Origin of the sequence: Corynebacterium sp., assembly GCF_030532965.1 — a bacterium.
Lineage (GTDB): Bacteria > Actinomycetota > Actinomycetes > Mycobacteriales > Mycobacteriaceae > Corynebacterium.
Genome location: NZ_JAUNKC010000003.1, coordinates 30,176 through 55,873, shown reverse-complemented (window position 1 = coordinate 55,873; position 25,698 = coordinate 30,176). Strand labels below are relative to the sequence as shown.

General features: G+C 58.8%; 21 protein-coding genes. 14 read left to right on the top strand and 7 right to left on the bottom strand.

Going from position 1 to position 25,698, the window contains the following annotated elements; genetic code table 11:
* Positions 1–13: 13 nt before the first annotated feature.
* Positions 14–1,033, bottom strand: coding sequence for a ribosome small subunit-dependent GTPase A (rsgA, locus tag Q4D85_RS02425; RefSeq protein ID WP_303197968.1), 1,020 nt, complete (start codon positions 1,031–1,033; stop codon positions 14–16).
* Positions 1,034–2,374, bottom strand: a complete 1,341-nt coding sequence (aroA, locus tag Q4D85_RS02420; RefSeq protein ID WP_303197967.1) for a 3-phosphoshikimate 1-carboxyvinyltransferase — start codon at positions 2,372–2,374, stop codon at positions 1,034–1,036.
* Between the two features lie 19 nt (positions 2,375–2,393).
* Between aroA and Q4D85_RS02415 the strand changes: the two genes are divergently transcribed.
* Both Q4D85_RS02415 and Q4D85_RS02410 read left to right on the top strand, forming a co-directional pair.
* On the top strand, positions 2,394–3,068 hold the full coding sequence (locus Q4D85_RS02415) for an SOS response-associated peptidase (RefSeq protein WP_303197966.1): 675 nt from the start codon (positions 2,394–2,396) through the stop codon (positions 3,066–3,068).
* 52 nt (positions 3,069–3,120) lie between these two features.
* The gene (locus Q4D85_RS02410) at positions 3,121–3,876 is read left to right on the top strand and encodes a DUF4253 domain-containing protein (protein ID WP_303197965.1); all 756 of its coding nucleotides are present in this window, start codon (positions 3,121–3,123) and stop codon (positions 3,874–3,876) included.
* Here the strand turns inward: Q4D85_RS02410 and Q4D85_RS02405 are convergent, their stop codons facing one another.
* Complete coding sequence (locus Q4D85_RS02405) at positions 3,877–4,383, bottom strand: aminoacyl-tRNA deacylase (protein ID WP_303197964.1); 507 nt, start codon at positions 4,381–4,383, stop codon at positions 3,877–3,879.
* 102 nt (positions 4,384–4,485) lie between these two features.
* On the opposite strand from Q4D85_RS02405, the gene Q4D85_RS02400 reads away from it, so the two are divergent.
* From Q4D85_RS02400 to Q4D85_RS02390, 3 genes are read left to right on the top strand one after another with little or no spacing between them, the layout of a single operon-like run.
* Entirely contained in the window at positions 4,486–5,085 is a 600-nt protein-coding gene (locus tag Q4D85_RS02400; protein WP_303197963.1) for a sigma-70 family RNA polymerase sigma factor, read from the top strand.
* The gene (rsrA, locus tag Q4D85_RS02395) at positions 5,078–5,365 is read left to right on the top strand and encodes a mycothiol system anti-sigma-R factor (RefSeq protein ID WP_303197962.1); all 288 of its coding nucleotides are present in this window, start codon (positions 5,078–5,080) and stop codon (positions 5,363–5,365) included. The genes Q4D85_RS02400 and rsrA overlap by 8 nt, the downstream gene beginning before the upstream one ends.
* Before the next feature lie 24 nt (positions 5,366–5,389).
* Entirely contained in the window at positions 5,390–6,790 is a 1,401-nt protein-coding gene (locus Q4D85_RS02390; protein ID WP_303197961.1) for a DUF4185 domain-containing protein, read from the top strand.
* A gap of 95 nt (positions 6,791–6,885) precedes the next feature.
* On the opposite strand, the gene Q4D85_RS02385 is transcribed toward Q4D85_RS02390, so the two are convergent.
* Together Q4D85_RS02385 and Q4D85_RS02380 are read right to left on the bottom strand one after the other, a co-directional pair.
* On the bottom strand, positions 6,886–7,533 hold the full coding sequence (locus Q4D85_RS02385) for an LppP/LprE family lipoprotein (protein ID WP_303197960.1): 648 nt from the start codon (positions 7,531–7,533) through the stop codon (positions 6,886–6,888).
* 425 nt (positions 7,534–7,958) lie between these two features.
* Positions 7,959–8,219, bottom strand: a complete 261-nt coding sequence (locus Q4D85_RS02380) for a WhiB family transcriptional regulator (RefSeq protein WP_047261413.1) — start codon at positions 8,217–8,219, stop codon at positions 7,959–7,961.
* A gap of 800 nt (positions 8,220–9,019) precedes the next feature.
* On the opposite strand from Q4D85_RS02380, the gene Q4D85_RS02375 reads away from it, so the two are divergent.
* Positions 9,020–9,442 carry a hypothetical protein gene (locus tag Q4D85_RS02375; RefSeq protein WP_303197959.1) on the top strand — a complete coding sequence of 141 codons (423 nt, stop codon included), beginning with the start codon at positions 9,020–9,022 and terminating at the stop codon, positions 9,440–9,442.
* Here the strand turns inward: Q4D85_RS02375 and Q4D85_RS02370 are convergent, their stop codons facing one another.
* Both Q4D85_RS02370 and Q4D85_RS02365 read right to left on the bottom strand, forming a co-directional pair.
* Entirely contained in the window at positions 9,443–10,735 is a 1,293-nt protein-coding gene (locus Q4D85_RS02370; protein WP_303197958.1) for a hypothetical protein, read from the bottom strand.
* A 6-nt stretch (positions 10,736–10,741) separates the two neighbouring features.
* Entirely contained in the window at positions 10,742–12,109 is a 1,368-nt protein-coding gene (locus Q4D85_RS02365) for a DEAD/DEAH box helicase (protein WP_303198118.1), read from the bottom strand.
* A 334-nt stretch (positions 12,110–12,443) separates the two neighbouring features.
* On the opposite strand from Q4D85_RS02365, the gene Q4D85_RS02360 reads away from it, so the two are divergent.
* The 8 genes from Q4D85_RS02360 (at position 12,444) to Q4D85_RS02325 (ending at position 25,626) form a co-directional block, all read left to right on the top strand.
* Positions 12,444–12,671 carry a DUF3107 domain-containing protein gene (locus tag Q4D85_RS02360; protein ID WP_047261417.1) on the top strand — a complete coding sequence of 76 codons (228 nt, stop codon included), beginning with the start codon at positions 12,444–12,446 and terminating at the stop codon, positions 12,669–12,671.
* Between the two features lie 82 nt (positions 12,672–12,753).
* Positions 12,754–13,758 carry a DUF3152 domain-containing protein gene (locus Q4D85_RS02355; protein ID WP_303197957.1) on the top strand — a complete coding sequence of 335 codons (1,005 nt, stop codon included), beginning with the start codon at positions 12,754–12,756 and terminating at the stop codon, positions 13,756–13,758.
* Positions 13,759–13,912: 154 nt separating this feature from the next.
* Positions 13,913–14,809 carry a TIGR02569 family protein gene (locus Q4D85_RS02350; protein ID WP_303197956.1) on the top strand — a complete coding sequence of 299 codons (897 nt, stop codon included), beginning with the start codon at positions 13,913–13,915 and terminating at the stop codon, positions 14,807–14,809.
* Positions 14,810–14,813: 4 nt separating this feature from the next.
* Positions 14,814–18,242 carry an ATP-dependent DNA helicase gene (locus Q4D85_RS02345; RefSeq protein ID WP_303197955.1) on the top strand — a complete coding sequence of 1,143 codons (3,429 nt, stop codon included), beginning with the start codon at positions 14,814–14,816 and terminating at the stop codon, positions 18,240–18,242.
* A gap of 57 nt (positions 18,243–18,299) precedes the next feature.
* Entirely contained in the window at positions 18,300–21,641 is a 3,342-nt protein-coding gene (locus Q4D85_RS02340; RefSeq protein WP_303197954.1) for an ATP-dependent helicase, read from the top strand.
* Between the two features lie 99 nt (positions 21,642–21,740).
* Positions 21,741–22,817: a TrkA family potassium uptake protein gene (locus Q4D85_RS02335; protein ID WP_303197953.1), complete on the top strand. Its 1,077-nt coding sequence runs from the start codon at positions 21,741–21,743 to the stop codon at positions 22,815–22,817.
* Complete coding sequence (locus tag Q4D85_RS02330; RefSeq protein WP_303197952.1) at positions 22,814–23,572, top strand: NAD(+) diphosphatase; 759 nt, start codon at positions 22,814–22,816, stop codon at positions 23,570–23,572. The genes Q4D85_RS02335 and Q4D85_RS02330 overlap by 4 nt, the downstream gene beginning before the upstream one ends.
* Positions 23,569–25,626, top strand: a complete 2,058-nt coding sequence (locus Q4D85_RS02325; RefSeq protein ID WP_303197951.1) for an ATP-dependent DNA helicase UvrD2 — start codon at positions 23,569–23,571, stop codon at positions 25,624–25,626. Before Q4D85_RS02330 ends, Q4D85_RS02325 begins: the two co-directional genes overlap by 4 nt.
* Positions 25,627–25,698: the final 72 nt, after the last annotated feature.

The following is a 25,698-nucleotide window of genomic DNA, read 5'->3' as shown; positions in this document are numbered from 1 at the left end:
TTTTCGACCGTGGCTATTCCCAGTCGACGTTGGTGCGAAGCGCGCCAAGAAGCTTGCGTACGGCTTGCACGCGGCGCCCGGTGGGGGAGTCGCTAGTAAATTGATCCAATTCGCATTCCGGGTCGGCCGGAGGTCCCATGTGGGTACAGCCACGCGGGCAATCCTCGATAGCCGCCGCAAGGTCCTCAAAAACGCTAACCACCGTGTCCGCGTCGACGTGGGCGAGCCCGAAGGAACGGATACCGGGGGTGTCGATGATCCAGCCGCCCGCATCTAGTGGCAAGGCGACAGCTTGAGTGGAGGTGTGGCGGCCTTTGCCGACGCCGGAGACTTCGCCGGTTTCGCGTTGGGCGTGGGGAACGATCCGATTGACCAGCGTGGATTTGCCCACACCGGAATGCCCGATCAGCGCTGAAATATGCTTTTCGACGATCTCAAGCACCGGTTTCACCGGGTCGTCAATGCCGCAAATGACCACAGGAACATTCAAAGCTGCGAATTCGGCGGCGAATTCTGTGGGATCTGCCAGATCTGACTTGGTTAGGCAGATCACCGGTTGCAAATTACCCACAAATGCTGCGACCAGGGCGCGCTCCACAAAGCCAGAGCGTGGTGGTGGATCGGCGACCGCACATACAATGAGTAGATACTGGGCGTTGGCTACAACGATCCGTTCATACGGGTCGGTATCGTCTGCCGTGCGTCGCAGAACGGAGCTGCGTTCTTCAAGTTTGACTATCCGAGCTAGGGTGTCTTTTTTCCCGGAGGTATCGCCGACAATTCCTACCCGGTCGCCGACTTCGACGGGGGTGCGGCCTAGTTCCCGGGCCCGCATGCAGACGATGGGGTTTTCGTCTTCTCGGCCGTCTAATACCACGCCCCACCGGCCCCGGTCTTTGGTTATGACCATGCCAAATTCGGCATTGTCATGTTTGGGTCGGTCTTTGGTTCTAGGCCGTGACCCTTTGCCGGGGCGGATTTTAATATCTGACTCGTCCCATGAGTGCCGAGTGCGATTTGTCCGTCGTGCCACTTAGCTGTGCTCTCCTGCCGGTTGGGTTACTAATGCCGACCACATCTTTTCAAAACCTGGCAGCGTTTTGGCTGTTGTCGAGATGTTTTCCACGTCTATTCCCTGGGTGGCCAGACCGATGATTGCACCTGCTGTTGCCATGCGGTGGTCGGCGTAGCTGTGCCAGGTGCCACCATGCAGGGTGGCGGGCGTGATGTGGAGGCCGTCGGAAAGCTCCACGCAATTTCCACCAATGCCGGTGATTTCCGTGCACAGGGCCTTAAGCCGGTCCGTTTCGTGCCCCCGTAGATGAGCGATGCCGGTTAATACCGATTCGGTGGTCGCCAGGGTTGCTAGCGCGGCGACGGTTGGGGTCAATTCCCCAATATCGGACATGTCCATCGTGATGCCCTTGAGGGTGCCGGGTGCCGGGCCGGTGACGGAAAGGTCGTGGCTGTTGCCGATGGCATTTAGTTCCACGTGGCAGCCCATGCGGTCGAGGATAAGCCGGATAACGTCGCCTGGTTGGGTGGTGCTGATCGGCCAGTTTTTAATGGTGACGGTGCCGCCGGTGACGGCAGCTGCGGCGAGAAACGGGGTGGCGTTGGACAAATCGGGTTCCACCCGCCAGACGCCGCCGCGCACCGGTCCGGGCGCGACTGTCCATTGGTTTTCCACGGTTGTATCGACGCTCACGCCGGATTGCCGCAGCATATCCACGGTCATTTCGATGTGCGGGGTGCTGGGGAGTTTGCCACCTTCGTGTCGTACCGTGATGCCGTGTGTGTATTTCGGTGCCGCTAATAATAACCCGGATACGAATTGTGAGGATTTCGAGGCGTTGATGGTGACCGTGCCACCGGCAACGTCGCCCGTGCCGATCACTTCGAAAGGTAGGCCGTCGCCGTTGACAGTGATCCCTAATTCCCTAAGCCCGTTAATAATGCCGCTCATCGGGCGGGTGCGGGCGTGGGCGTCGCCGTCGAAAAACACGGTGCCACGGGCTAAGGCCGCGATCGGGGGAACGAACCGCATGACGGTGCCAGCTAAACCGCAGTCGATCGTGCCGCCGCGCATCGGCTGCGGCTCGACATGGATCGTGGCATTGGCGGCATTGCCATGTTCGACTTCTAATTGCACGTCAATGCCGATGCTGCGCAGGGCTCGCGCCATGAGCTCGGTATCCCGGGAGCGCAACGCCCCGGTGATGGTGGAGGGGGTTTCGGCGATGGCCGCTAAAATCAATGCGCGGTTGGTTATGGATTTCGATCCAGGTACCTGCACCACTCCCTGGACGGGGTGGTGGGCAACCGGGGCGCGCCAGAAGGTTTCGTTGTTATTGGGGCTCGCGGTTTGGTTCATGTACACCATAATAGGTGTAATGTGTGGTCGTTTCGTATTATTTGCCAGCGAGGATGACATCCTGACCCTGCCGGGTTTCGAGAGCATCCATGCCCCGGCGGGTTTGCCGCCTGCCCGCTATAACATTGCGCCTACCCACATAATCCCGATCCTGCGGGCGGGCACCACTCCCACTGAGGGGGTGATTGAACCGGCGCGCTGGGGGCTAATTCCGGCGTGGAAACGCGACGACACCGGCGCGACGGCGCTTTTTAACGCCCGCGCGGAAACGGTACAAACCAAGCCGAGCTTCAAAGACGCATTTCTGACCAACCGGTGTGCGATCCCGATGAGCGGCTATTACGAATGGAAAAACAAGAAGCCGTGGTGGATCACCACCACCGAATTGGTGTGGGTGGCCGGGTTATGGTCGGTGCATCAGGGACGGATCACCGCAACGATGCTCACCACGGCGGCAACCCCACCCTTGTTGGATATTCACCACCGAATGCCGAGGTTCCTTAGGCCGGAGGAATGCCACTCCTGGGTTTTTGGCCCCGCCGATCAGGCAGCGTTGTTTCTTTGCCCAGCGCCCACCGAACTGGTGGAAAAATTCCAGATGGCTCCTGCCAATCCGGCGGTAGGCACAGTGGGCAACGATTACCCGGAACTGCTGCTACCACCGGAGGAACCCGAAAACTGGGAATTGTTTTAATTTATGCACAAAGCAGGCAATCGTGTCAGACAGATGGGTTAGTGTGTGGTGCATGTCGTTTGGAATTACAGATAAGACCTGGCCGCTGGATGACGAAGGGTTGACGGATTTCCACCCCGTAACCATCCGGGCCGAAAAGCCAGGCACGTTCAAGCAATTAACCACATGGGGGATTGATTTCCGCCCGATCGAAACCGAATCCGGCACCGTTGTGGCGGGCCTTGTCACCGAAGGGGATCTGGAACGGTTATGGGAAGAACTCGTTCTTTCCTTTAGCGACAATGGCCTGTGGCCGGTAGGTGTCGCCGCCGATGACATCGACGACATCGTGTCCGGGGAGTACTTCGCCTCACCGGAGGAAGTGACCACGGATGCCGCCGCGTTCCTCCGGGAGAACAATCCCAGCCTTACCGATCTCGCCGCTCCGCTTTTCGACGGCACCAGCCCAAGCATCGTTCCCCTGCCAACGGAGCCCGGCGGCGGAATCCTGGTGGTTCCGTGCACCCGCCCAGCCGATGTCCCGGCCACCCTGGGCTGGTTAGGGCCTTGCAATTACGACTACGATGGGGCCGACATCAGCGCCGTTTTGCGTAGCTGGGAGGAACGCTTCGGTGCCGTGGTGATGGTCCTAGGTCCTGCGACTTTGACACTGCAGGTTCCCAATACCCCAACGGAGGAAGCGGAACAGGAAAAACTCGCTCAGGAACACTACGCTTTCTGCCCGGACAATATCGACCAAGGGGCAGGCAGCATCGAAGACTACATCCCCGCGATCGACAGTCTCGCCTGGGGATTCTGGTGGGATTAACTACACTAACTCCACAAACGTCGCCGAGGTCAGTTCCGCCAGGTCCTCGGGTTTAAGGGCAACGTCGATACCGCGTCGCCCGCCGGACACACAAACGGTGTCCCACAGCAGCGCGGTTTCGTCGATAAGCGTCGGCAGCGGGGTTTTCTGCCCGATCGGGGAAATCCCACCCGCCACATAGCCGGAGGATTTCTCCGCATCGTGGCGCTGGGCCATAACCACTTTCGGCACGTTAAAGCCCCGAGCAGCCTTCTTCAGCGACAACTTCTCCGGCACCGGGACACAACACACCCCCAATCGTCGTTTCGGGCCGACCCCTGCGGTGAGATCAACCAGAAGTGTCTTAAAAACCTGGTCTGCGTCGATCCCATTTGAGGCCAATTCGGCTACAGCTGCGGCCCCGAAATCGTGGGTACCGGCGGCGAATTCATAGACCGTGAATTCGATGCCGCCGGAGGTGAGAACCTGCAAAGCATGGGTCGCTGAGGTGGATGTTTTTCGTGCCAAAAGTTATCGCCTGCCCTTATGAACTGCAAGATTGTGTTAGTTGCTATCAGTGCTAGGTAAAATACCCGAAGGAAATTTTACGGAAGGTGAAACAAAGCTGCGATGGCACATAGTACTACTGAGGAATCCAAAAGACGGTTCGAAGCCGAAGCGTTGCCACTTCTAGACCAACTCTATAGCGGCGCGCTGCGGATGACCCGCAACCCCGCAGACGCGGAAGACCTCGTACAAGAAACCTACGTCAAAGCGTTCCAGGCCTTCGACTCCTTCAAAGCCGGAACCAACCTTAAAGCGTGGCTGTTTCGCATCATGACCAATAGCTACATCAATAGCTACCGCAAAAAACAACGGCAACCCATCCAATCCTCCACCGAGGACGTCACCGATTACCAATTGCTTGACTCCACCACACACCAGGCCGTGGGATTGGAATCCGCCGAAGTTGTCGCGTTGCGCAATATCCCAGACCAAACCATCATCGACGCCATGAACACCCTCTCGGCGGACTACCGGATGGTCGTCTACTACGCCGATGTCGCAGGGCTGGCCTATAAGGAAATCGCCGACATCACCGGCACCCCAGTCGGCACGGTGATGAGCCGACTCCACCGGGGAAGAAAACAACTCCGCAATGCGTTAAAGGATGTAGCAGAAGAACATGGAATAGGCCTGGCACAGAAAGAGGCAGCACATAATGCATGACGGAAAGAACAACCAATGGCTTGAAAGCCGCCCAACCATCGGGGAAACGGCTAATTGCGACGACCTCCACATCTTCCTATACGAGCTTGTGGATAAAGAACTCACCGAAGCAGATTGCGCCAAGCTAGAGCTGCACATCACACAGTGCCCAGACTGCGCGGAGATGGTCGCCGCCGAAACTGAACTGCGCGACGTGCTCAAGAAATGCACCGCGAGTCCCGCACCCGAGTCTCTTCGAAGCAAGATCGCTCAAGTCATCGCCAACACCGAATTTCCTTAACACCACTTTCACCACGGAGAGACAATGAACAAACAACGGCTAGCAGCCTTAGGCCTGGTTACCGCACTGACAACCGCCGCCGTAACCCCGGCCAACGCCCAGTCGTCGTCAAGCTCCCCGCTTGACTCCCTATCATCTTCCAGCTCACGCGGCAGCTTAAGCAACGGTAGCTCCAGCGGAAGCTCACTCATAGACTTCATCAAATCGCTCGGAAGCTCCCCAATCACCAATTTCTTCGTCAAAATCTCCGAAGGACTCACCACCAAAACCATCGGCGATATCCTCGGCCCCGGCATCTCCGACCACGTGGGATTCATGTCCGGCGACCTCGGCATCATGGTGCCGGTAGGCGAAAACGAAGAATTCGCCATCATCTTCGGCGACTCCTTCCGCGGCGCCCGATTCGGCCAAGGCGACTGGCTCAGCCCCGTCGGGGTGATCGCAGCCTACGACGCTCATGGGAAAATCACCATCAAACGGCCGCTCAACTCCGGCGATCGGGTGGAACAACTTCTTGATTACGCCCACAACGAGCGCAATCTCACCTTCCTGCCTTCTGATGTCATCAACATGGACGGCACCCTCTACATGCAAGGAATGTGGAACGAAGGAGTCGGCAACGTCCTCTACACCCAAATCTGGAAATCCACCGACTCCGGCAAAACCTGGCAATCCGTCGCCACTACCGACAAACACCACATGAACGGATTCGGCGACCTCATCACCTGGGAACGCGGAACCGACGGCTACATCTACGTCATGTCTTCTCGCTTCCAGCGCGCCGATTCCGTCTACCTCAGCCGGTTCAGGCCGGAACAGATCGGGGACCGGGACAGCTGGGAACACTACATCAACGGAACTTGGAAAGTCCCAACCTCCGCATCGGAACTCACCCCGATCATTTCCACCAACGTTCGGGCTGGTGAAATGTCCCTGCGGCGCATCGACAACCACTGGGTGCTGGCGATGTTTAACGCCCGCACCGCCTCCATCGACGTGCGGATCTCCAAAGACATCGACACCAATTGGAATGAGATCAAACCAGCACACGTGGTAGTCGCCAGCGCGGGCGGTTGGGCAAGTAGCCAATCGCCAAGTAATTTCACCCAGCTTTACGGCGGATACATCGCGCCGGGTTCGCGGATCGACAACCTCAATATTGTGGTTTCCCAATGGAACACCAGCAATAACAGCCGGTATATGTCAACCCAATTTAATGTGCGCGGTTTGGATACCTTCTTTGGCATTTCCGCTGCTGGTGGGGAAGTGGTTCGCCACAACGACGGCGACGAGTCCGTTCTTGAGGTGGAAACGCAACCGCTAAGCCCAGACGTTGCAGAACAACTGACTGAGGAAAAGGCAATGGAGGCAGCCACCGATATCCAAGTCATCCCGTTAGATGACCACGCGCCGGTGAAGCCATAGCCGCTAGCGTCGGCAACGACAACAACGCCGTCGCGGTGTCACGGCGCACTGGATGCTGCTGCGGTCAACGCTGCGCCCGCTTAAACCTAAGGTAATCACGCTTGAATGAACCGGGCATTAAGCGGGCGTAAGTATATCTCCCATTCGGTTTCTTGAATCAGGTGCACGCCGCTGCGCCGATAGGTGACCAGTTGCGTTGGGTCGCCTGCGTCGAAACTCGTGTAGGTTACCTCCGCCTTATCGCCATCGACGACGACGTCTGTGACGCTCGCTGCCGCCACGTAATCAGCTTCGGTGACCAATTGGTCGAAGTGGAAAAAGACCACCGTGCTAAACGGCCCGGGCAGCGGCGCGGGAGTCCCATCGGCGTAGCGTTGGGTGCCGTGCAGCACCACCCAACTGATATTGGCGCAGGGATCGAAGTGATCCGCCTCAAGTGCTACATCGATGACCTGTGGTGCGCCATTGGAGTCAGTGACCGACAGCGGTGTCCCGGTGAGGTAGGGGCCTAGCGCGGTGTCGATCACGCCAAAGCCGTGTGGGTCGCAGTCACCTGCCGCCGGTGTAGTTCGTGGCGTCGTGCTCGCAACGGCGGGTGCCGCCACGCTTGTCGACGCCACGCTTGTCGACGCCGCCTGGTCGGCTGCAGGCGATGGTGCCTGCTGCGTTCCGCACCCGGATAGGACCACGGCTAAGCCGATAGTTACGTATGTTGCGGGGCGGAAGAACGCGCGGATAGCCATATTGTTGATGTCCTTAACAGGAGATAGTTTGTAACAGGAGAAGACCCTCGTTCCTTAAACTGTAGCCTGCGGCGGGATAATTGGCCGTGGGGGAGGGCGGTGCGCACCTGTAACCGGGGTACCGGCCACGCCATGATCGACGCATCGAGGGCGGAAGAATCTACGCGCGAAATGACAAACAGGCACGGAGGGTGTCCGTGCCTGTTTTATGCTAACTTCGGTAACTTAAGCGTTTGGACGTTTGCCGTGGTTAGCCTTCTTCTTGCGACGATCCTTACGCTTACGACCACGCTGGCTCATGTTGCTCTCCTTTGTAATTCAGAAAATCTGAAGGGTTAACAGCAGTCCACTTTACTGCGTGGTGGTAGCTGCATGAAAATCAGTGGATTTTTCATTGCCGTATCAGCTACGGCGGTTATTAAAACTTACAGGGTGATGCGAGCCCGGCCGCGTCCGCGATTCTTACGACGCTTCAGCGCACGGCGCTCGTCTTCGCTCATGCCGCCCCAGACACCAGCGTCCTGGCCGGTTTCCAGTGCCCATGCCAGGCACTGAGAAGTAACAGGGCAACGGTTGCAGACGACCTTCGCGGCAGCAACCTGTGCGAGTGCAGGGCCGGAGTTTCCGACAGGGAAGAAAAGTTCAGGGTCTTCATCGCGGCAGACAGCTTGGTGACGCCAATCCATATTTAATCTCCTTTAGTTCGTTGCAAGATGGAATTTTATTCTTAAGTTTTAGAGGTATCCGCTAAGCAGCGGTTTTCCACGAGAAACCTCGGTTAAATTAGAACCTGGGTGGGGCGCCAGCCAGTAAAGTGGCTGGTGTTACCTATGTTCTTCGGGGTTTGAGGTGGAGGGTTTGTAGGCTGGTGCCTAGTGGGTGGGAGTTTAGCGGGCGTTAATATTGTGTCCGCTTTTTTGATCCTTGAATGATGATGTCACGTCTGACCAATCTTCGCTAGGGGTTAGCCCTAAAATGTGGGGAGCTTCACAATTTTTCCCGAATGTAACTGTGTTTATTGTAGGCATTTTGCGCGACAAAACTCGCTGGGGGAATTTGTGAAATCGTTTTTACCTGCGGAAATGAAAAGGTGTACGAAGAACCGTTTGCCGCAAATTCGTCAAATCTACACCCCCATAAAATGGTCTATATTGATGGTCTTTTACTTACTTAGGCTTAGCTTAAAAGGCCAGTTCAGCGGCAACTTTTCCAAAATGATATATAAATACAAAATATGCTTAAAGTATGCTTAAAATATTATCTCTAAGGAGTTTTAAAGGAAACTAGACTTTCCTGAAAATAATTGCAGTACCCATTTGGGGTTAATCAATCTATTGGAAAAATTGATGACGACGTGCTACCGGATACCCGCGCGATTGAGATCGATGGCTGTGGTTTTATCGTTCGCGTGCAAAGCCTGCGAACGATTGAAACTCTCACGATTGAAGCCTTGGGGCGCAATACGAAGCAGGGTAGACTACCAGACGTGTCTACTTCATCACCTCGCCCGCCAGGACCCGTGCTGTGGGCTGCGATCATCGCGGCTATCCAATCGCTCATAGGGCTGGGCTACGCCGCGTTACTCATCGTGCGAGAGGCAAGCGGATATACCGACCCCTCAATCGTCTACGAATCAGACAACGCCAATACGGCTGTGGGATATGGCACCGCGGTGTTTTTCATCATTATCTTCGGTGCGGTGCTGACAGGCGCAATCTTTATGGCGCGAGCAAAGAAATGGGGCAGGGGCCCCGTCATCATGCTGGAAATCCTGTTGCTGTTGATCTCCTACTACATGTTCAGCGCCGGACAAACCCTCATGGGATTAGCCACGGCGCTATCAGCAGTGATCGCACTGGGTATGCTTTTTAGCCCCCGAGCCGTGCACTGGGCTGCCACCCACTACTAATTAACTTCCGGGGTGCAAAACGGCAACCGTATCCCCGCGCTTTTCAACGATGTAATGGCCCGTGGCCTGAAGCGAAACCGGGCCGCGGTAATCGCCGCGATCAATGGGGATCGTGCGGGTGACAGCGCCATTATCCCAATTGACTGCCGTGAGCCCTTCGGCAGTCGGATACACAACCATGTTGTTTAGCGCGATGGGGGTTCCGATGGCGTCCGGGAAAACATGAACCACATCAAGGGTGCTAGGCATAAACAGGTACAGCTTGTCACCATCGAACCACGACATGTGGTGCGGTAAATCGGCGGTCTGTGGGGCAAAGGCTACCTCGTGGGCCGCCTTGGTCGCTTCGTCGACAAGCGGTGCCGCACTCGCCCCCGTCGAGTTTCGCGGATTACCGTCCTTGTCGTAGCTCGTAATCGTTGCCGATTCGGACGCGCTCTGCGCAGGCGAATAAACCGCGGCCCCCTGCTGATCGATGGCAACCACCTGGTTCCCCGTGCCCGTCAATGCCACACTCGCCGTGACTTCCGGCGTCCGGGATTCCTTCGGGGTGGCTTTGAGCAACCGAAGCCACTGTTGGCCTTGGCAGGTCTGAACGACCGCGACATTCTCGGTGCGGGTGAGCGCGGAGGAAATCACGCAATCCTCATGCGGCTGCAACCCCGGCTCCTGCTTGGCCGAAACCTCGCCGTATTCCAAGGTTCGTACCAAATCGCTGCGCCATAATTCCATGCGCTCCGGCGCCACGATGCCGACCCGGTCGTTGGAAGAAACCGGAACCACGGACGACGCCGCAAGCGCCGAGCGTGTTGCCTTATAAGTGCCAGTCGCGCTGTCAATGCGCACGGCGTCCCCACAGCCGACCCCGGTTTTATAAACCGCTACCACCGAATCCCACGCCTGCTGCAGCGAGCATAATTCGACGTCCCGGCGGTAACTCCAGATAGTATCTCCGGATTCCGGCTCCAGCGCGTTAATCACCCAATCCGAGCCGTCGCGGACCGCGGAAATAACCAAACCTCCGGAAACCACGGGGCGGAAATTCGACGCATCCTGGGCCGGTGCCTGCCACGCGGTGGTGTAGGAAAACCCGAGGAAATTCAAGGCCAATGGCTGTTCGTACGCCGGGTTAGCCGGAGTCAATTCGGAATCGTGGATCGGCGCGGTGGCAACAACGCCACCAATGCCCGCGGCGGTGATGGCGGTAATCGCCGCTACCGCCCACCAGTCCCGGCGCGATCGCTGCAATACGGGGGTGCGCTTGTGTGTATCAACAGTGGTTTTTTCAGTCACGAATGCCTAACCCCGCCGCCTTGCCGAACGGGAGCGGGTGCCGCCGCGCCCCGATTTGCTTGTTCGTTCGCGCCGTCCCCGGCCGCCGGACGACGGTGCGCGGCGACTTCCGGTAGTTCTGCCGGTGTAGACCCGGCGCGGCGGCCCCACTTCTTCCGTTGCGTCTTCGGGAATGTTCAGTGCGGAGTAAAGCTCTGGGGAGTTGCTGAACCATTGGGGCGGTTCGGGGGTTTCTAGTTGCAGTTCCTCGTTGATGAGTTGCCACTTATTCAGTTCGTCGTAGCCAACCATGGTTACGGCGGTTCCGGAGTGCCCGGCCCGTCCGGTTCGACCGATTCGGTGCACGTAGGTCATGGGGTCGTCGGGTGTTTGGAAGTTGATGACGTGGGTGACGTCGTCGATGTCGATGCCGCGTGCCGCCACGTCCGTTGCAACGAGAATGTCGATCGCACCGGAGCGGAATGCATCGAGTGCGGCTTCCCGTGCGGCTTGGTTGAGGTCGCCGTGTACGGTTCCAACGGCGAAGCCGCGCCCGGCGAGATCTTCTGCTAGTTGCGCTGCGCTGCGTTTGGTGCGGGCGAAGATGATGGTTTTGCCGCGTCCGGGTGCTTGGAGGATCCGGGAGCAGGTGGCGACTTTGTCCATGCGGTGCGATTGGAAGATGATCTGCTCGGTGCTCGCGTGGGTGTGGGCTGCGTCGACGTCCTCGGCGCGGATGTGCACGGGTTGTTTAAGGAAGGTGCGGGCCAATGTGAGCACTGGGCCGGGCATGGTGGCGGAGAAGAGCATTGTTTGATGCTCGTGGGTGAGTGCCGATAGTAGTTTCTCGATGTCGGGGAAGAATCCCAGGTCGAGCATTTCGTCTGCTTCGTCTAGCACCAGGATTGCGACTTTATCCAAGTGGAGGATTCCGCGATTGTACAGGTCGAGGAGGCGGCCTGGGGTGCCAACAACAACGTCGACTCCTTTTTTAAGGGTGCGTTGTTGTTCTTCGATGGGGCGGCCGCCATAGACGGTGGTGATCCGAACTGGCAGGAAGGCTGCGGCGGCATCAAGATCGGCACCTACTTGCACCGCCAATTCCCGGGTGGGGGTGACCACCAGGGCGCGTGGGGTGCCGTCGAGTTCGTCGATATCGGCGGCGTCGAAGACGCGGTCAAGCAGCGGTACGCCGAAGCCGTAGGTTTTTCCCATGCCGGTGCGGGCTTGGCCGATGATGTCGCGGCCGTCGAGGGCGATGGGCAGCGTTTGTTCTTGAATGGCAAAGGTGCGGACGATGCCGTGTTGGGCGAGTGCCCGGGCGATTTCGGCCGCGACGCCGAGTTCTAGGAAGGTCGGTGACACTTCTTGTGACGGGGGCTTGGCTTTGCTTATAGAAGACACGTAGTCGATTTTAACGTGCTGAATGGAAAGTTAAAGATATTTCACCGGCAGGTGTGGGGTTTCGATGGTACGGCAGCGGTGTTGAGATTGGATGGAATTACTCAGCGAAATATGTCTGCGGGTATCAATCTGGGTTGGCTAAAAGCGGCGGCGGTGTCGGTATGGGAAACCTTGCTCGCGGGGGCAACCGGGTTATGATGGTGGGAACTTTTAGGGTGCTGCGTTGGCTGGGAATCGCTTGATGTTGCACAATTAAGAGTTGGTTTTATTGTTTTTATTGGCGCGGTGTCGCCCAATTATTAAAAAGAATGGATCGAAAGATTTTATGGACATCAAGATTGGTTTCAGCGATTCGCCACGTGAACTCGTGGTTTCCAGCAACGACGACCGGGACGTAGTTTCCGCCAAGATCGCTGAAGCGCTGCAAGCTGGCACGGGGGTGCTTGAGCTTAACGACGACAAAGGGCGTCGCTACTTGGTGCGCAATAATCACATTGCTTATGTTGAGATCGGTTCCAGCGCGCCGCGCACGGTAGGGTTCGCTGGTGCCTAACCACTCCGACTCGCAAACCGGCGATTCTTTCCAAAGCGATGGCTTTCGGGAAGGCCGGTTTGAAGTTCGTGGTGATTCAATCATGGAAGTTTTTGATCAGCCGGATTCGCCACGGCAGTCGCATGCTTCACGGGACTTAACGGAATCCGGCTTCGAGCGGGGAACCTCGCATCGACACGGTGCGCACAGTCATGCCGCGCATCCGGGGTCGGGGGCGACAATCTCGGCTGCATTACGGCGCTTCGTCGAAGTTTTCGGCTGGCGTGCGTATGCAATTCCGGTACTGGCGATAATCACGGTGTGGGTGCTGGTGGATGTCTTGTTCAGCGGTTTCGGTTCGACTGAAGAGCCGACGCCCGTGGGCGCGCAGACAAGCAGTAATGCGCCGGTCGACCCGCAACGCGGGCCTGATCCGGCTAAGACGCCTCCGCCGTCGATTGCCGCCACCGAATTGCCTGCAGGCGGCAATTTCACCATGACCGGCCAAGGGGTCTACCGCACGGTTGGTGTGCCCGGCGCGCAGCGGGGTGAGGGTAAGGAAAAGACGTTCACCTACGTCGTTGAGGTGGAAGAGGGGATCGATACTGCCGCTTACGGTGGCGACGATGCCTTTGCGACGATGGTGGATGCGACGTTAACGAACGTCAAGGGCTGGACCCACGATCCCCGGTTCCGCTTTGAGCACATTCAGGAAACCCCGGATCTGGTGCCGGATTTGCGGATTCAGCTGACCAGTGTGGAAACCACCCATAGCCTGTGTGGCAATGACATCGAGATGGAAACGTCGTGCTTCTACGGCGATAAAGGGCGTGTGGTTATTAATGAATCCCGGTGGGTGCGGGGTGCCACGCCTTTCGAAGGTGATTTGGGGGCGTATCGCCAGTACCTGATTAATCACGAAGTGGGGCATGGCATTGGCTACGGGCTTCACGAATCCTGCGGCGGCCAGGGCGAATTGGCGCCGATCATGATGCAGCAAACCCTAAGCGTGAGCAATTCGCAGCTGTATCAGATCGATCCGGAAGAAGTATATAAAGACGACGGCCTGGTCTGCGTGACCAATCCGTGGCCGTATCCTCACGTCTGATAAAAGACTGCACGTGAGATAACGAGCCCACGTGAGATTAAGAGGTCACGTGTAATAAACAGCTGAAGCGTCCTGAGGCCGCATACACCTGGTGATTCACCCCGCCGGTGGGGAGAATCACCATTGGTGTGCAGCCGACCTTTATGCTTGACGTATGGCCGAAAATACAGACCGCCCGCAGTTGGATGTGATGAGTTCAGCGACACCGAATGCGACATTGCCTAATCACGTTCGGGATTCCTTTCACGTCCCCCCGCAAGCGCAGCCGCAGCAACTGGGGGCGGCATGGGATTATGGCTGGTTATTAGACACCGTGGTGTTAATTCAGGTTTCCCAGCCAGACCGGGCGGCGTGGTCCTCCCGGTTGCGGGAGAACCTCCAGGTGCCAGGAGTACGGATTGTTCGTCCGGTGCGTTCCACCGACGGGCGGTTTATTAACGCCGGGTGGCGGGCGTCGCATTACGTTGCGGGAAACTTAGCGGCCCGGGTGGATGAGACCGTGGCCGCCGCCCTGCGGCTCGACACCGCGCTGGCCGAGGTGCCGATCCCGGATATTTTCAACCAGGGGGTGGATCAACAGGATGTCTTCGCGGTGGCCGATAAGGCCGCGTGGCGTGATGAACACGATACCGTTGTCCTGGATCCGTCGATTCCCGCCCATGAAATGGTCGCCACTATCGTGCCCAAGGTGCGGGATCTGCTGCGCCCCTTCGTCGAAAAGCGAGCGGTGCAGGTGACCCACGCGGACATGTTGGCAACCACCATTTATGCGGGCACGCAGCCGCCCACGGTGACGGATATTGTGGGCGTGGCGCACCCGCATGGCTATACGGCTGCGCAGACCATCGTCGACGCGCTCATCATGAATGCCACCGACGCCAGAATTATCGATCGGTTTAGTCAGATTCCGGAATTGCCGCAGCTTCTGCTTCGGGCGCTGCTGTATCGGTTGTATGTGCATGCGTTGCATCCGCAGGCAACGTCGAACACCGGTACTAACCTCGAGTGGGCGGCGCAGACGATCATGTCGCGGGTTCGTGGCACAATCTAAACCTATGGCCCCACCCGCATCAACCGACCCGATTGACCCCACCACACACAGCTTAGATCTCCAGGACGAAGTCGCACGCGACGTCGCCGCAGCTGAAACTATGGACACACCACAGGCTCACGAACAACCCCCTCACCAGGAAACCTTCCGCGACGAAGCGGACGCCGAAGAATTCACGTCACCGGTGGGTGCGGTGCGGGTGCAGCTGGTCCGGCCGGAAACCCACAATCCACAACGCGAATGGGATAACCCGCTGTTTACCGAACAACAGGGGGTGTGGCGGCTGATCGGAAGCGCCGGAACCGGGGTTAGTTCCTTGCTGCTCGATACCATTGCAAACCGCATCGCAGCCGGGGAGCGGCCGGAAAATATCCTGGTTATCGCGGCTTCCAAACAGGCAGCCTCGCGGCTTCGGCGCGGAATCGTCGCCCGGGTCGCCACCGATTCGTATCGTTCCGCCAGCACAATGGTGCGTTCGATCCACTCGTTGGCCTTTGCCCTGTTGCGCAGCAGCAGAACCGAAAACCTCCGGCTTATCACCGGTGCGGAACAAGACGCGGTTATCCGAGAATTGCTCGCCGGGCATATTGAGATGCGGATGCCCCGGTGGCCGGAGCACTGCCGCGATGCCATCGGCATGGTTGGTTTCGCCCGGGGGCTGCGCGATTTCCTCTTACGTGCGGTGGAACGCGGCTTGAGTCCGGAAGATCTAGAAGCGTTGGGCGGTGACTATAACCGCCCTATGTGGACCGCCGCCGGGGAATTCCTGCGCGAATACGAGCAGATCATGGCGCTTGGCGGCACGCATTCGTTAAGCGCATCGGAGCTGGTCAGCATGGTGTTAGAGGCGGAGCTTCCCGACACCAGTTTCAGCACCGTCATCGTCGACGACGCGCAGCATTTGGATCCGAAATCCGCCGAATTAGTGGCGGAATTACTGAGCCGGGCGTCTTTCGCGGTCATCGCGGGCGACCCAGAGCAATCCGTCTACCGGTTTCGGGGTGCCCGGCCGACGTTTCTCACCGAATACCCGGTGGATCACGAGCTTAAACTGCACACGCCGCACCGGATCGTCGCCAAGCCTGGGGCGGCCGGGGTGGAATACCACGAATTGGAATCGGTTGGGCAACAGAACGAATTAGTCGCCGATATTATCCGCCGGGCGCACCTGATCGATGGCGTCGCCTGGAAAGACATCGCGGTAGTGGTCCGGTCGGTCGGGATGATCGCCCCGATTCGGCGCGGATTGCTGGCGGCGGGTGTGCCGGTCCATATTGACCCCACAGACATCGTGCTCAGCCAACAACACATCGTTGCGGCATTGCTATTGGCGGTTCGCGCGGTGCGGGAACAGATCACCTCAAGCGAACTTGAAGAACTCGTATTGGGACCCATCGGCGGCGCCGATGCGGTCACCCTGCGCCGGTTATTCCGGGCGCTGCGCAAAGTGGAATTACGCCACCACCGCGTCGAAAGTGAAGCATCCGACACGTCGTCCCGGCCAACGATGCGACGCGCCATCGACATTCTGGCCGACATTGTGCTTGACGCGGAACCAGACCCCGATTTCTTAGCCGACGTCACCGCCGAGCTCACCCAGCGGGAATTGGATATTCTCACCCGCATCCGCACCGTCCTTGCCGCCGGACGGCAAGCCGGAACGGTGGAAGAAATACTGTGGAATATTTGGTCCGCCACCAACCTGGACCGACATCTGTTGGCCGTGAGCCTGCGCGGCGGGGCGGCAGGCTCCCAGGCGGATCGGGATTTGGATTCAGTCATGGCGCTTTTCGACGCCGCCGGCGACTGGGTGGAACGCCGCCCCACCGCCAGCATCGATTCCTTTATCGCCCATATTCGGGAACAAGAACTGCCCACCGGCGTGCGGGATCGTCGACTAGCCACGCCGGAGGCGGTCAGCATCGTCACCGCCCACGCCACTTCCGGCCAAGAATGGGACACCGTTGTGGTCTGCGGGGTGCAGGAAGGCCAATGGCCCACGCTGGGGGAGACCGGAACCTTGTTTGGCCAGGAGGAACTCGTCGACCTTATCGACGACGGCATTGAACCCGGCACCCCCATCTCCCGCGCCGCCGAACGGCTCGCGGAGGAGCGGCGCCTATTTGGCATGGCAACCAGCCGGGCCACCCGGGCGCTGTACATCACCGCAGTCGAGGCACCGGACGCAGAAGAAGCACTAGAACCGTCCCGCTTCGTGCGGGAGTTCGCTGAATACAACGCCGCCCTCGCCGAAGCTGCTACAACCACCCCGCACACGGCAGCTAAAAAGGATACGACGGAAGCGAACCTAGCCGCCCCGGCTGCCAGTGACGAAGCACAACAGGGTGATTTATTCGACTTACTTGATACCGTGAATGCCGAGCCGACTCCAGCCCCAGACACGGCGGCCGAGCTTGCCTGGCCGGTAGAAAGCTACGCCACCCGACTCCTATCAGTGCCAGCGATTGTCGCGGAATTACGGCGGGCGCTAATTAATCCGCAGCTCAACCAGCGGGCCAAAGACCAAGCCGCACGCCAATTGGCCCGGCTTGCGGACGCCGGAATCCCCGGGGCCGACCCCACACACTGGTGGGGAATCACGGACAGCAGCGAAACTGACACTCTAAAAGTCACGCGGTTATCGCCGTCCCGGATCGAGGCGGGGCTGGAATGCCCGCTGCGGGCAACGCTGCACCAGGTACTGACCGACGAAGAAACCCCCATCGCATTGCTGCGAGGCACGTTGCTCCACGCATTCGCCGAGGCCATCGCCACCGGCGCTGATATCGATGCGGCGCGGGAAGCCATCATCGCCGCCTTCGATTTCATCCTGAAGGCACCGCCGTGGCTGAGGGAACACGAAATCCAGGTATGGAAAGACGCCCTCGATCGGACCGCGCTGTGGCTTAAAACCACCCGAGGGATTTTTGAGCAGGTCGGGGTGGAAATCGCCGCGAATATTCAGCTGCCAAACGGGGTGAAGCTGGTCGGCCGGATCGACCGGCTCGAAAAAACCAGTGACGGCGGCTACCACATTGTCGATTTCAAATCGGGTGTTAATCGCCCCACCAAGGACGAAACCCAAAACCACGTCCAGCTCATGGCCTACCAATTGGCGCTACGCAACGGGACTCTATCCGATTCCGGCACGGAAATTGTCCTAGGCCCGGGTATGGCGGTAGATGGGGCGAGCCTCGTGTATCCGGAGAAACCGGGTAAGAATATTGCTACGGTGACCCAGGCGTCGAAAAGCGAGGAAGAATTGGCGGAATTCGCAGCTAAACTGCCGCCCCTTGCGGCGGAGCTTTCCGGCCCGACGTTGCGGGCCACCACCAACCGCCATTGCCGCACCTGCCAATTATCGGTGCTGTGCCCGGCGCTTGAAACCGGGCAGTGGCTGACCCACCCAACAACGGGCAGCACTAATACTTAAAACCGAAACCCACCACAACCGGATACCAGCACGAAAACTGTGAGGAGCTTAAAACCCATGGCACCAGGTACACCGTCAGGTACGCCATTAGGTACGCCACCAACCACACCATCCGGTGACGCCGCGGTGAGAACTGGCACCGTCGACCCAATCGCCCTGTCGGCGCTGTTAGGGCAGAAGTTTCCGCCCACCCCGCAACAGGCGGGCGTGATCGAAGCCGAGCTAGGGCCGCTGCTCGTGGTGGCGGGTGCCGGTGCCGGTAAAACCGAAACGATGGCGGCGCGGGTGGTGTGGTTGGTAGCCAATGGTCTGATCGAACCGGATCGGGTCCTGGGCTTGACCTTCACCAGAAAGGCAGCGCAACAGCTGTCGAAACGCATCCGTACCCGATTAGAGCAACTGGCCGGAATACCCGATATTGGCGTGTTGGATCCAAGCGGCAAGCTGGCCCGCAGCCTCACCGCCATCGCGCCGACCGTTTCCACCTATGATGCTTTTGCGGGAAAACTCATCGGCGAGTTCGGGCTTATGCTGCCGGTGGAACCGAGCTCAAGGGTTATCACCAATTCGGAGCTGTTTCGGATCGCGTATTCCATCGTGGAAAACTATCGAGGGGCACTAACCACCAGCAATAAGCCGGTGACCGTGGTGGAAACACTCCTGGCCTTAGTCGCCGAGCTGGATAGCCACATGGTCAGCGCCCAGGATGTGTGGGAGGAAACCACACCGTTCGTCGAGCTTTTCGATACCCTCCCCAAAGGGCCCCGCCAGCGGGACGCACTGAACCAAACCATGCAGAAATGGAAAGATACCCAACAGACGCGGTTGGAATACTTGCCATTGGCGCGGGCATTGAAAGACCACCTGGTGGAAAAGAACCTCACCACCTTTGGCGAACAAATGTCGCTGGCCGCACGGCTGGCCCAGAAAGCCCCCGAGGTGGGGAAGGTGCTGCGGAGCCGGTTTCAGGTCATTTTGTTGGACGAATACCAAGACACCAGCCACGCGCAGCGCGTGCTACTGAGCACTCTATTTGCGGGTACCGCGGTCACGGCGGTGGGTGATCCCATGCAGTCGATTTACGGGTGGCGCGGTGCAACCGCAGCTAACCTGGAACGATTCGTCACCGACTTCGCCGCCGGTGGGGTACCAGCACCGAAAAAGGAACTCACCATGAGCTTCCGCAACCCACCTAAAGTTTTAGCCTTGGCAAACGCGGTATCGGCCGCCGTTTTGGGGCCAGCAACCGACCCGCGCCGACCCGTGCAACCCTTAGAATCGCTGCCCGACGTGCCCGCCGGGGAGGTGTCCCTGGGATTTTTCGCCACCGGCGAAGCGGAGCGGGAATTCATTGCCGAGCACCTGGCCGCCGAATACCACGACAAGAAAACCGACGAACCGTTCACCGCAGCCGTTTTGGTGCGCAAACGCGCACACATGGCGGCAATGGCCTTGGAACTTCAGAAGCGGGGCGTGCCGGTGGAGATCGTCGGTCTGGGCGGATTATTAGACGTCCCGGAAGTCGCAGACATGGTTGCCATCGCCACCATGCTTATTCGCCCCACGGATTCCCAGGTGGCGTTACGCATCTTGGCGGGCCCGATGGTGGGCCTTGGGGTCGCCGATATCATCGCTGTGGCCAAGCGTGCCGCTAACCTGGCTGGGCGCAGCAAAACCGAGGACATCAACATCGACACCATTACAGACCCGATGGAGAAACTGGCGGCGATCATCGCACACACCGTCCCGGCGGAACCAGAAACCGTGGTCGGGCTCACCGACGCCATCGCGGATCTGGGGGAGCCGGAATCGTACAGCGCGGAAGGCTACCGGAGGCTACTGCGGTTAAGCGGGCAATTGCGTGCGCTTCGCAAGACAGTTGCGGCGGGCCAAAGCTTGCCGGATATTTTTGCCGATATTGAACGGGTGATGGGGATCCGCACGGAAGTATTAAGCCGGGAAAACCCCCGCACCGATGGGGCAGCGGGCACGGTGCATCTGGATAAACTGCACAGCGAAGTGGCATCCTTCGCAGCCGTGGCCGATGCAACGTTGCAGCAACTGCTGGATTATTTCACCATCGCGCGCAGCCAGGATAACGGACTAGCACCGGGGGAAGTCGCGGTACGAAGCGACCGGGTGCAGATTCTCACCGCCCATAAAGCCAAGGGCTTGGAATGGAAAACCGTCTGCGTACTGCACGCCGACAACCGTACCTATGCGGCTCGGGTGTCCACCTGGCTTACCAACGTTGCCGCCGTTCCGTCCACGCTGCGTGGCGACGTTGCCGAAGACGGCGACCAGGTGGGCTCACCGGTGTTCGATACCGTAAGTCCGGAGAATCGAAGCGAGTTTGAAAAAGCCGGAAAGGAACACATCGACGCCTTTAAACAAGGCGCGGCGGAAGAAAACACCCGACTGTTTTACGTGGCGATCACCCGCGCGGAGAAGCGGTTGTTCGTCACCGCCTCGCGGCAGCTTGATACCGAAAGCACCACGCAATCCGAGCCGTACGAGAATTTCCTCCTATTAAAACAACAGGCACCGGACTGCGTGGTGGAATGGTTCGATGGTGAAGCAGACGCCGCACAGGATGCGGCGAAGCCGCGTGAAGGCATGTTCCCGCGGCCCGCGCATGACGCCGCCACCACCGCAGCGCTTGTGGCGGCAGCTAACCGGGTGGCAAAAGCCCGCGAGACGGAAATCCCCTTCAATGACGATAAAGATATTTTTGCGTTGTGGGAAAAGGACGTTTCGGCGCTTATCGACGAACATGAGCGGCTGAAGGCCCAGGTCGTCTCCGTGGAATTGGCGCGGGAACTCACCGCCACCGACATTGTGGCATTGAAACAAAACCCCGAACAGTTCGCCCGAAGGCAACGCCGCCCGGTGCCGTTCAAACCGAATCAATACGCAAAACGCGGAACCGAATTCCACATGTGGCTGGAGGAACGCTTCGGCGGGGCGGCGCTACTGGACGAGTCGGAGCTGCCCGGCATGGATGAAGAAATCAGCCCGGTGCAATTGCAAGAACTCAAGGACGCGTTTGTATCCGGGCAATTCGCCAACCGCACACCGATGTTCGTGGAGCAACCTTTCGAGGTATCCATCGATGGCATTGTTATTCGTGGCCGCATGGACGCGATTTTCAAAGACCCCGACGGTTGGCATATCATCGACTGGAAAACCGGCCGCCCGCCGACTAAAGCCGATATGCAGTATTTATCGATGCAGCTGGCGGTGTATCGGTTGGCGTGGGCGCAATTGCAGGGGATTTCCCCTCACGATATTCGGGCGTCGTTTTATTACGTGCGCGATGATGAATTAATCAGCGCAACCGAGTTGCCCACCGAATCCGAATTAGGTGAGGTGTTTGCCCAAGCGGTGGAAACTGATTAACAGTGGTACCCTTGATTTTCTTGAGCAATGTGGTTGGCTGGACGCTAACGGTGGTTATGTTATGGGACAGTAATTTGAGTTTTTCAGGAGCGAAGTCAAATGCCGAATAGGTTTGCCGATCGGTTCCGGACGGAATCGCAGAAGCCGGAAACCCCAGAGCATGCGCTGCTGAACGTCATCAGCATACCCACAAATATGCAGGTCAGTCCGCTGCGGCTGATTACCCGGCGGTTTGTTATCGCCATTATTCTCATCCTGATCGTGGCGATAGTTGCCTACGTGGAAAAAGGCGGATACTCGGAGGATCTAACCTTCATTGATGCCTTGTACTATTCCGCCGTCACGCTGTCTACCACTGGTTATGGCGATATCACCCCGGTGACGCAGACTGCCCGATTGATTAATATTTTCGTGGTTACGCCGCTGCGTCTTGCGTTCCTGATACTTTTGGTCGGCACCACCCTGTCCGTGCTCACCGAGGAATCGCGACGTACCTGGCAGATTCAACGTTGGAGGAAAAAATTGCGCAACCACACCATCGTCATTGGTTACGGTACCAAAGGCCGGTCCGCAGTTTCCGCGCTGCTTGCGGACGGCACCTCGCCCAAAGACATCGTGGTGATTGACACCGATCAATCGGCGCTGGAATTAGCCGCCAATGCGGGGTTGGTGACGGTCGTTGGTTCCGCCACCCGCTCGGAGGTTTTGCGCCTCGCGGGTGTGGGTAAGGCGAAGGCCATCGTGGTGGCACCGAGCACGGACGATACTGCGGTGTTGGTGACGTTATCGGTGCGGGAACTTGCGCCTAGCGCTTGGATTGTTGCCAGCGTCCGGGAAAGCGAAAACCAGCATCTATTAGAACAATCGGGTGCCGATTCCGTCGTGATTTCTTCGGAAACCGCCGGTCGAATGCTCGGCTTGGCCACCGTCACCCCATCCGTTGTGGAGATGATGGAAGACCTGCTATCGCCGGACGAAGGTTTCTCGGTTGCCGAGCGGCCGGTGGCGGAAGACGAAGTGGGCGCAAACCCACGTCACCTCGCGGATATTGTCCTAGGGGTGGTGCGGTCTGGCGAGCTGTATCGCATCGACTCCCTAGAAGCGGAGACCGTGGAGCCCGGCGACCGGTTGCTGTATGTCCGACGGGTTTTTAGCAACGATGTGAAGGACCAGTGAACGCGCTAGTTTTCGATGCCCACGGCCGCACGCTTGTCGACGCCACCGGGGCGCCGCTGCAGGTTACCGCAATCCGTGACGTCCCAGCCTTCCCATTAACCACCCCAGGTGACACCACTTTGGGTGGGGAACCGCTGGTGGTGCAGCGGATCGCCAACCTGGAGCGGTGCGTACCAGACGGCGTCGACAAGCGAATGTCGCGCACCGACGATCCCCTGGCCATATACGCCCTGGCGGTGTTACACCACCGGGAATCGTGCCGCTTCGACCCGCTGACCGGCGCGCCGTTGGAGTATTCCGACCACCTTGTCGGAACCGTGTCCCGAAAAAATGACCACGAACGGCCAGTATTTCCCCGGATAGATCCGGCGGTGATCGGCATCATTACGCTGCGCGATTCCGATCGTATCCTGGTGGCGCAAAACGCAGCCCGCCCCGGCTACCATTCGTTGATCGCTGGCTATGTGGGGCTAGGGGAGACGTTCGAAGACACCATGGCCCGGGAAGCCTGGGAGGAAACCGGACGGCGGATTTCCGATATTCGGTATCTTCGCAGCCAACCGTGGCCGTATTCTGGTTCCATCATGGTGGGCTTTTCAGCAACGACGACCGACGAGTATCCCGTCGGCGAACTCGACGGTGAAGTAACCGATATCCGATGGGCCACGAAAACCGACGTGCTTTCTGGTGCCATAACCTTACCCGGTGCCGGGTCACTGGCACGTTCATTGATTATGGAATGGGTGCATTCGTGATAAACCTAGACGATCTTGATTCCGATCAACGCCAAGCCGCCACCGCCCCGCGCGGACCGGTGGCGATTCTCGCGGGTGCTGGGACCGGTAAAACCCGCACGATCACCTACCGCATCGCCCACCTTATCGACCAAGGATTCGTCAGCCCGAACCGAGTCATGGCGGTGACCTTCACCAAACGCGCCGCAGGCGAAATGGCGCACCGGCTCCGCCTTATGGGCATCGGCGGGGTGCAAGCCCGCACCTTCCACGCTGCGGCGATGCGTCAGCTGAGTTACTTCTGGCCGCAAGTAGCAGGAAACCTGCGGTGGCGGCTATTGGACAATAAATTCCCGCTGGTCGGGCGCGCCACCCGGGCTGCCGGGGTGGATTCCTCGGTGGAAAATGTTCGAGACATCTTAAGCGAAATCGAATGGGCGAAATCGCGGCTGATAACCCCGGAACAATACGTCAAAGAAGTCGGATCCAGGCGCACCCCGTGCCCACCGGAAACCATCGCCAAGATTTACAAGCGGTACGAGGAATCAAAAGTCGCGCCCGAGGGAATGCTGCTTGACTTCGACGACCTCCTGCTCCATGTCGCCGGCGCTATTGAAAATTCCACCGCGATCGCCGAGGAATTCCGCCAGCAATACCGCACCTTCGTGGTCGACGAATACCAGGACGTCACTCCGCTGCAGCAGCGAGTGCTGGAGGCGTGGTTAGGGGATCGGGACGATGTGACTGTGGTCGGGGATGCCAACCAGACGATTTACTCCTTTACCGGCGCCAGCCCGGACTATCTTTTGAACTTCTCCCGCATCTACCCCAATTCCACCGTGGTGAAACTGCAACGCGACTACCGTTCCACCCCGGAGATCACCACCCTGGCCAATACGGTTATCAGCAAAGCCACCGGCCGGGTGGCTGGCACCCGGCTCGAACTGGTGGGAATGCGGCCCGCCGGACCGAAGCCGCAGTTCCACGCCTACGATGACGAACCCGCCGAGGCGCGGGGCGTGGTGGCAGAGATCAAGAAGCTCCTCGATTCCGGGGTGCCTGCGGCGGAAATAGCTGTGCTGTACCGCATCAACGCCCAATCCGCCACCTTTGAACAGGCGCTTTCCGAGGCCGGAATCGTCTACCAAGTGCGCGGCGGCGAAGAATTCTTCAAACGCCCGGAAATCCGGCAAGCCATCAGCCAATTGGTGCGCGTCAGCACTAGGGACGACGTGCCCGAAGAGGCCGTCGGCCCGGAGATTCACCGTCTGGTGCGGGCGGTATTAGCACCCATGGGGCTCACCGCCGAGGAACCCGCCGGTACCCAAGCCCGCGAACGGTGGCAAAGCCTCAACGCACTGGTGGAACTGAGCCACGAATTAGGCCAAGCAACCCCCGACCTTGATATTCACGGGTTACTTGCCCAATTACAGCAACGCGCCGAGGCGAAACACCCACCCACGATGCAAGGCGTAACGCTGGCATCCCTGCACGCGGCAAAAGGCTTGGAATGGGATGCGGTTTTCCTCGTCGGGCTTACCGACGGAACCCTGCCTATCACTCACGCGGTGAAATCCGGCGACGACGCGATCGAGGAAGAACGCCGATTGTTTTACGTGGGCGTGACCCGCGCCCGGGAACACCTGTACCATTCGTGGGCCGCCGCACGCCAAGAAGGTGGGCGCGCCACCCGGAAACGCACCAGGTTTTTAGACGACATTGTCCACGATGCGCCAACCAGCCCCGCGGCGGCCATCCGGAAGAAACGCGCGACCCGCTGTAAAGTATGCGGCCAACCGCTGACCGATCCGCAGCAAAAAGTCCTGGGCAGGTGCCTCGACTGCCCATCGACCGCCGACGCCCAAGTTTTCGAGACGCTGCGCACCTGGCGGGCCGGGATTGCGAAGGACAATAACGTTCCCGCGTACATCATCTTCACCGACGCCACCTTGATGGCAATTGCCGAAAACCTCCCCGCCACCGAAGCCGACCTGCTGGCAATCCCCGGAGTGGGGCAGGTAAAACTCGAACGCTACGGTGCGGATTTGCTAGCTACGCTCGCGCAATTCCTCTAGCCGCTGGTTGCTTGTCGACGCACTCCTTATCCCACGTCTAGGAAAACGCAGCTAGTGTGACACACCAGTGGT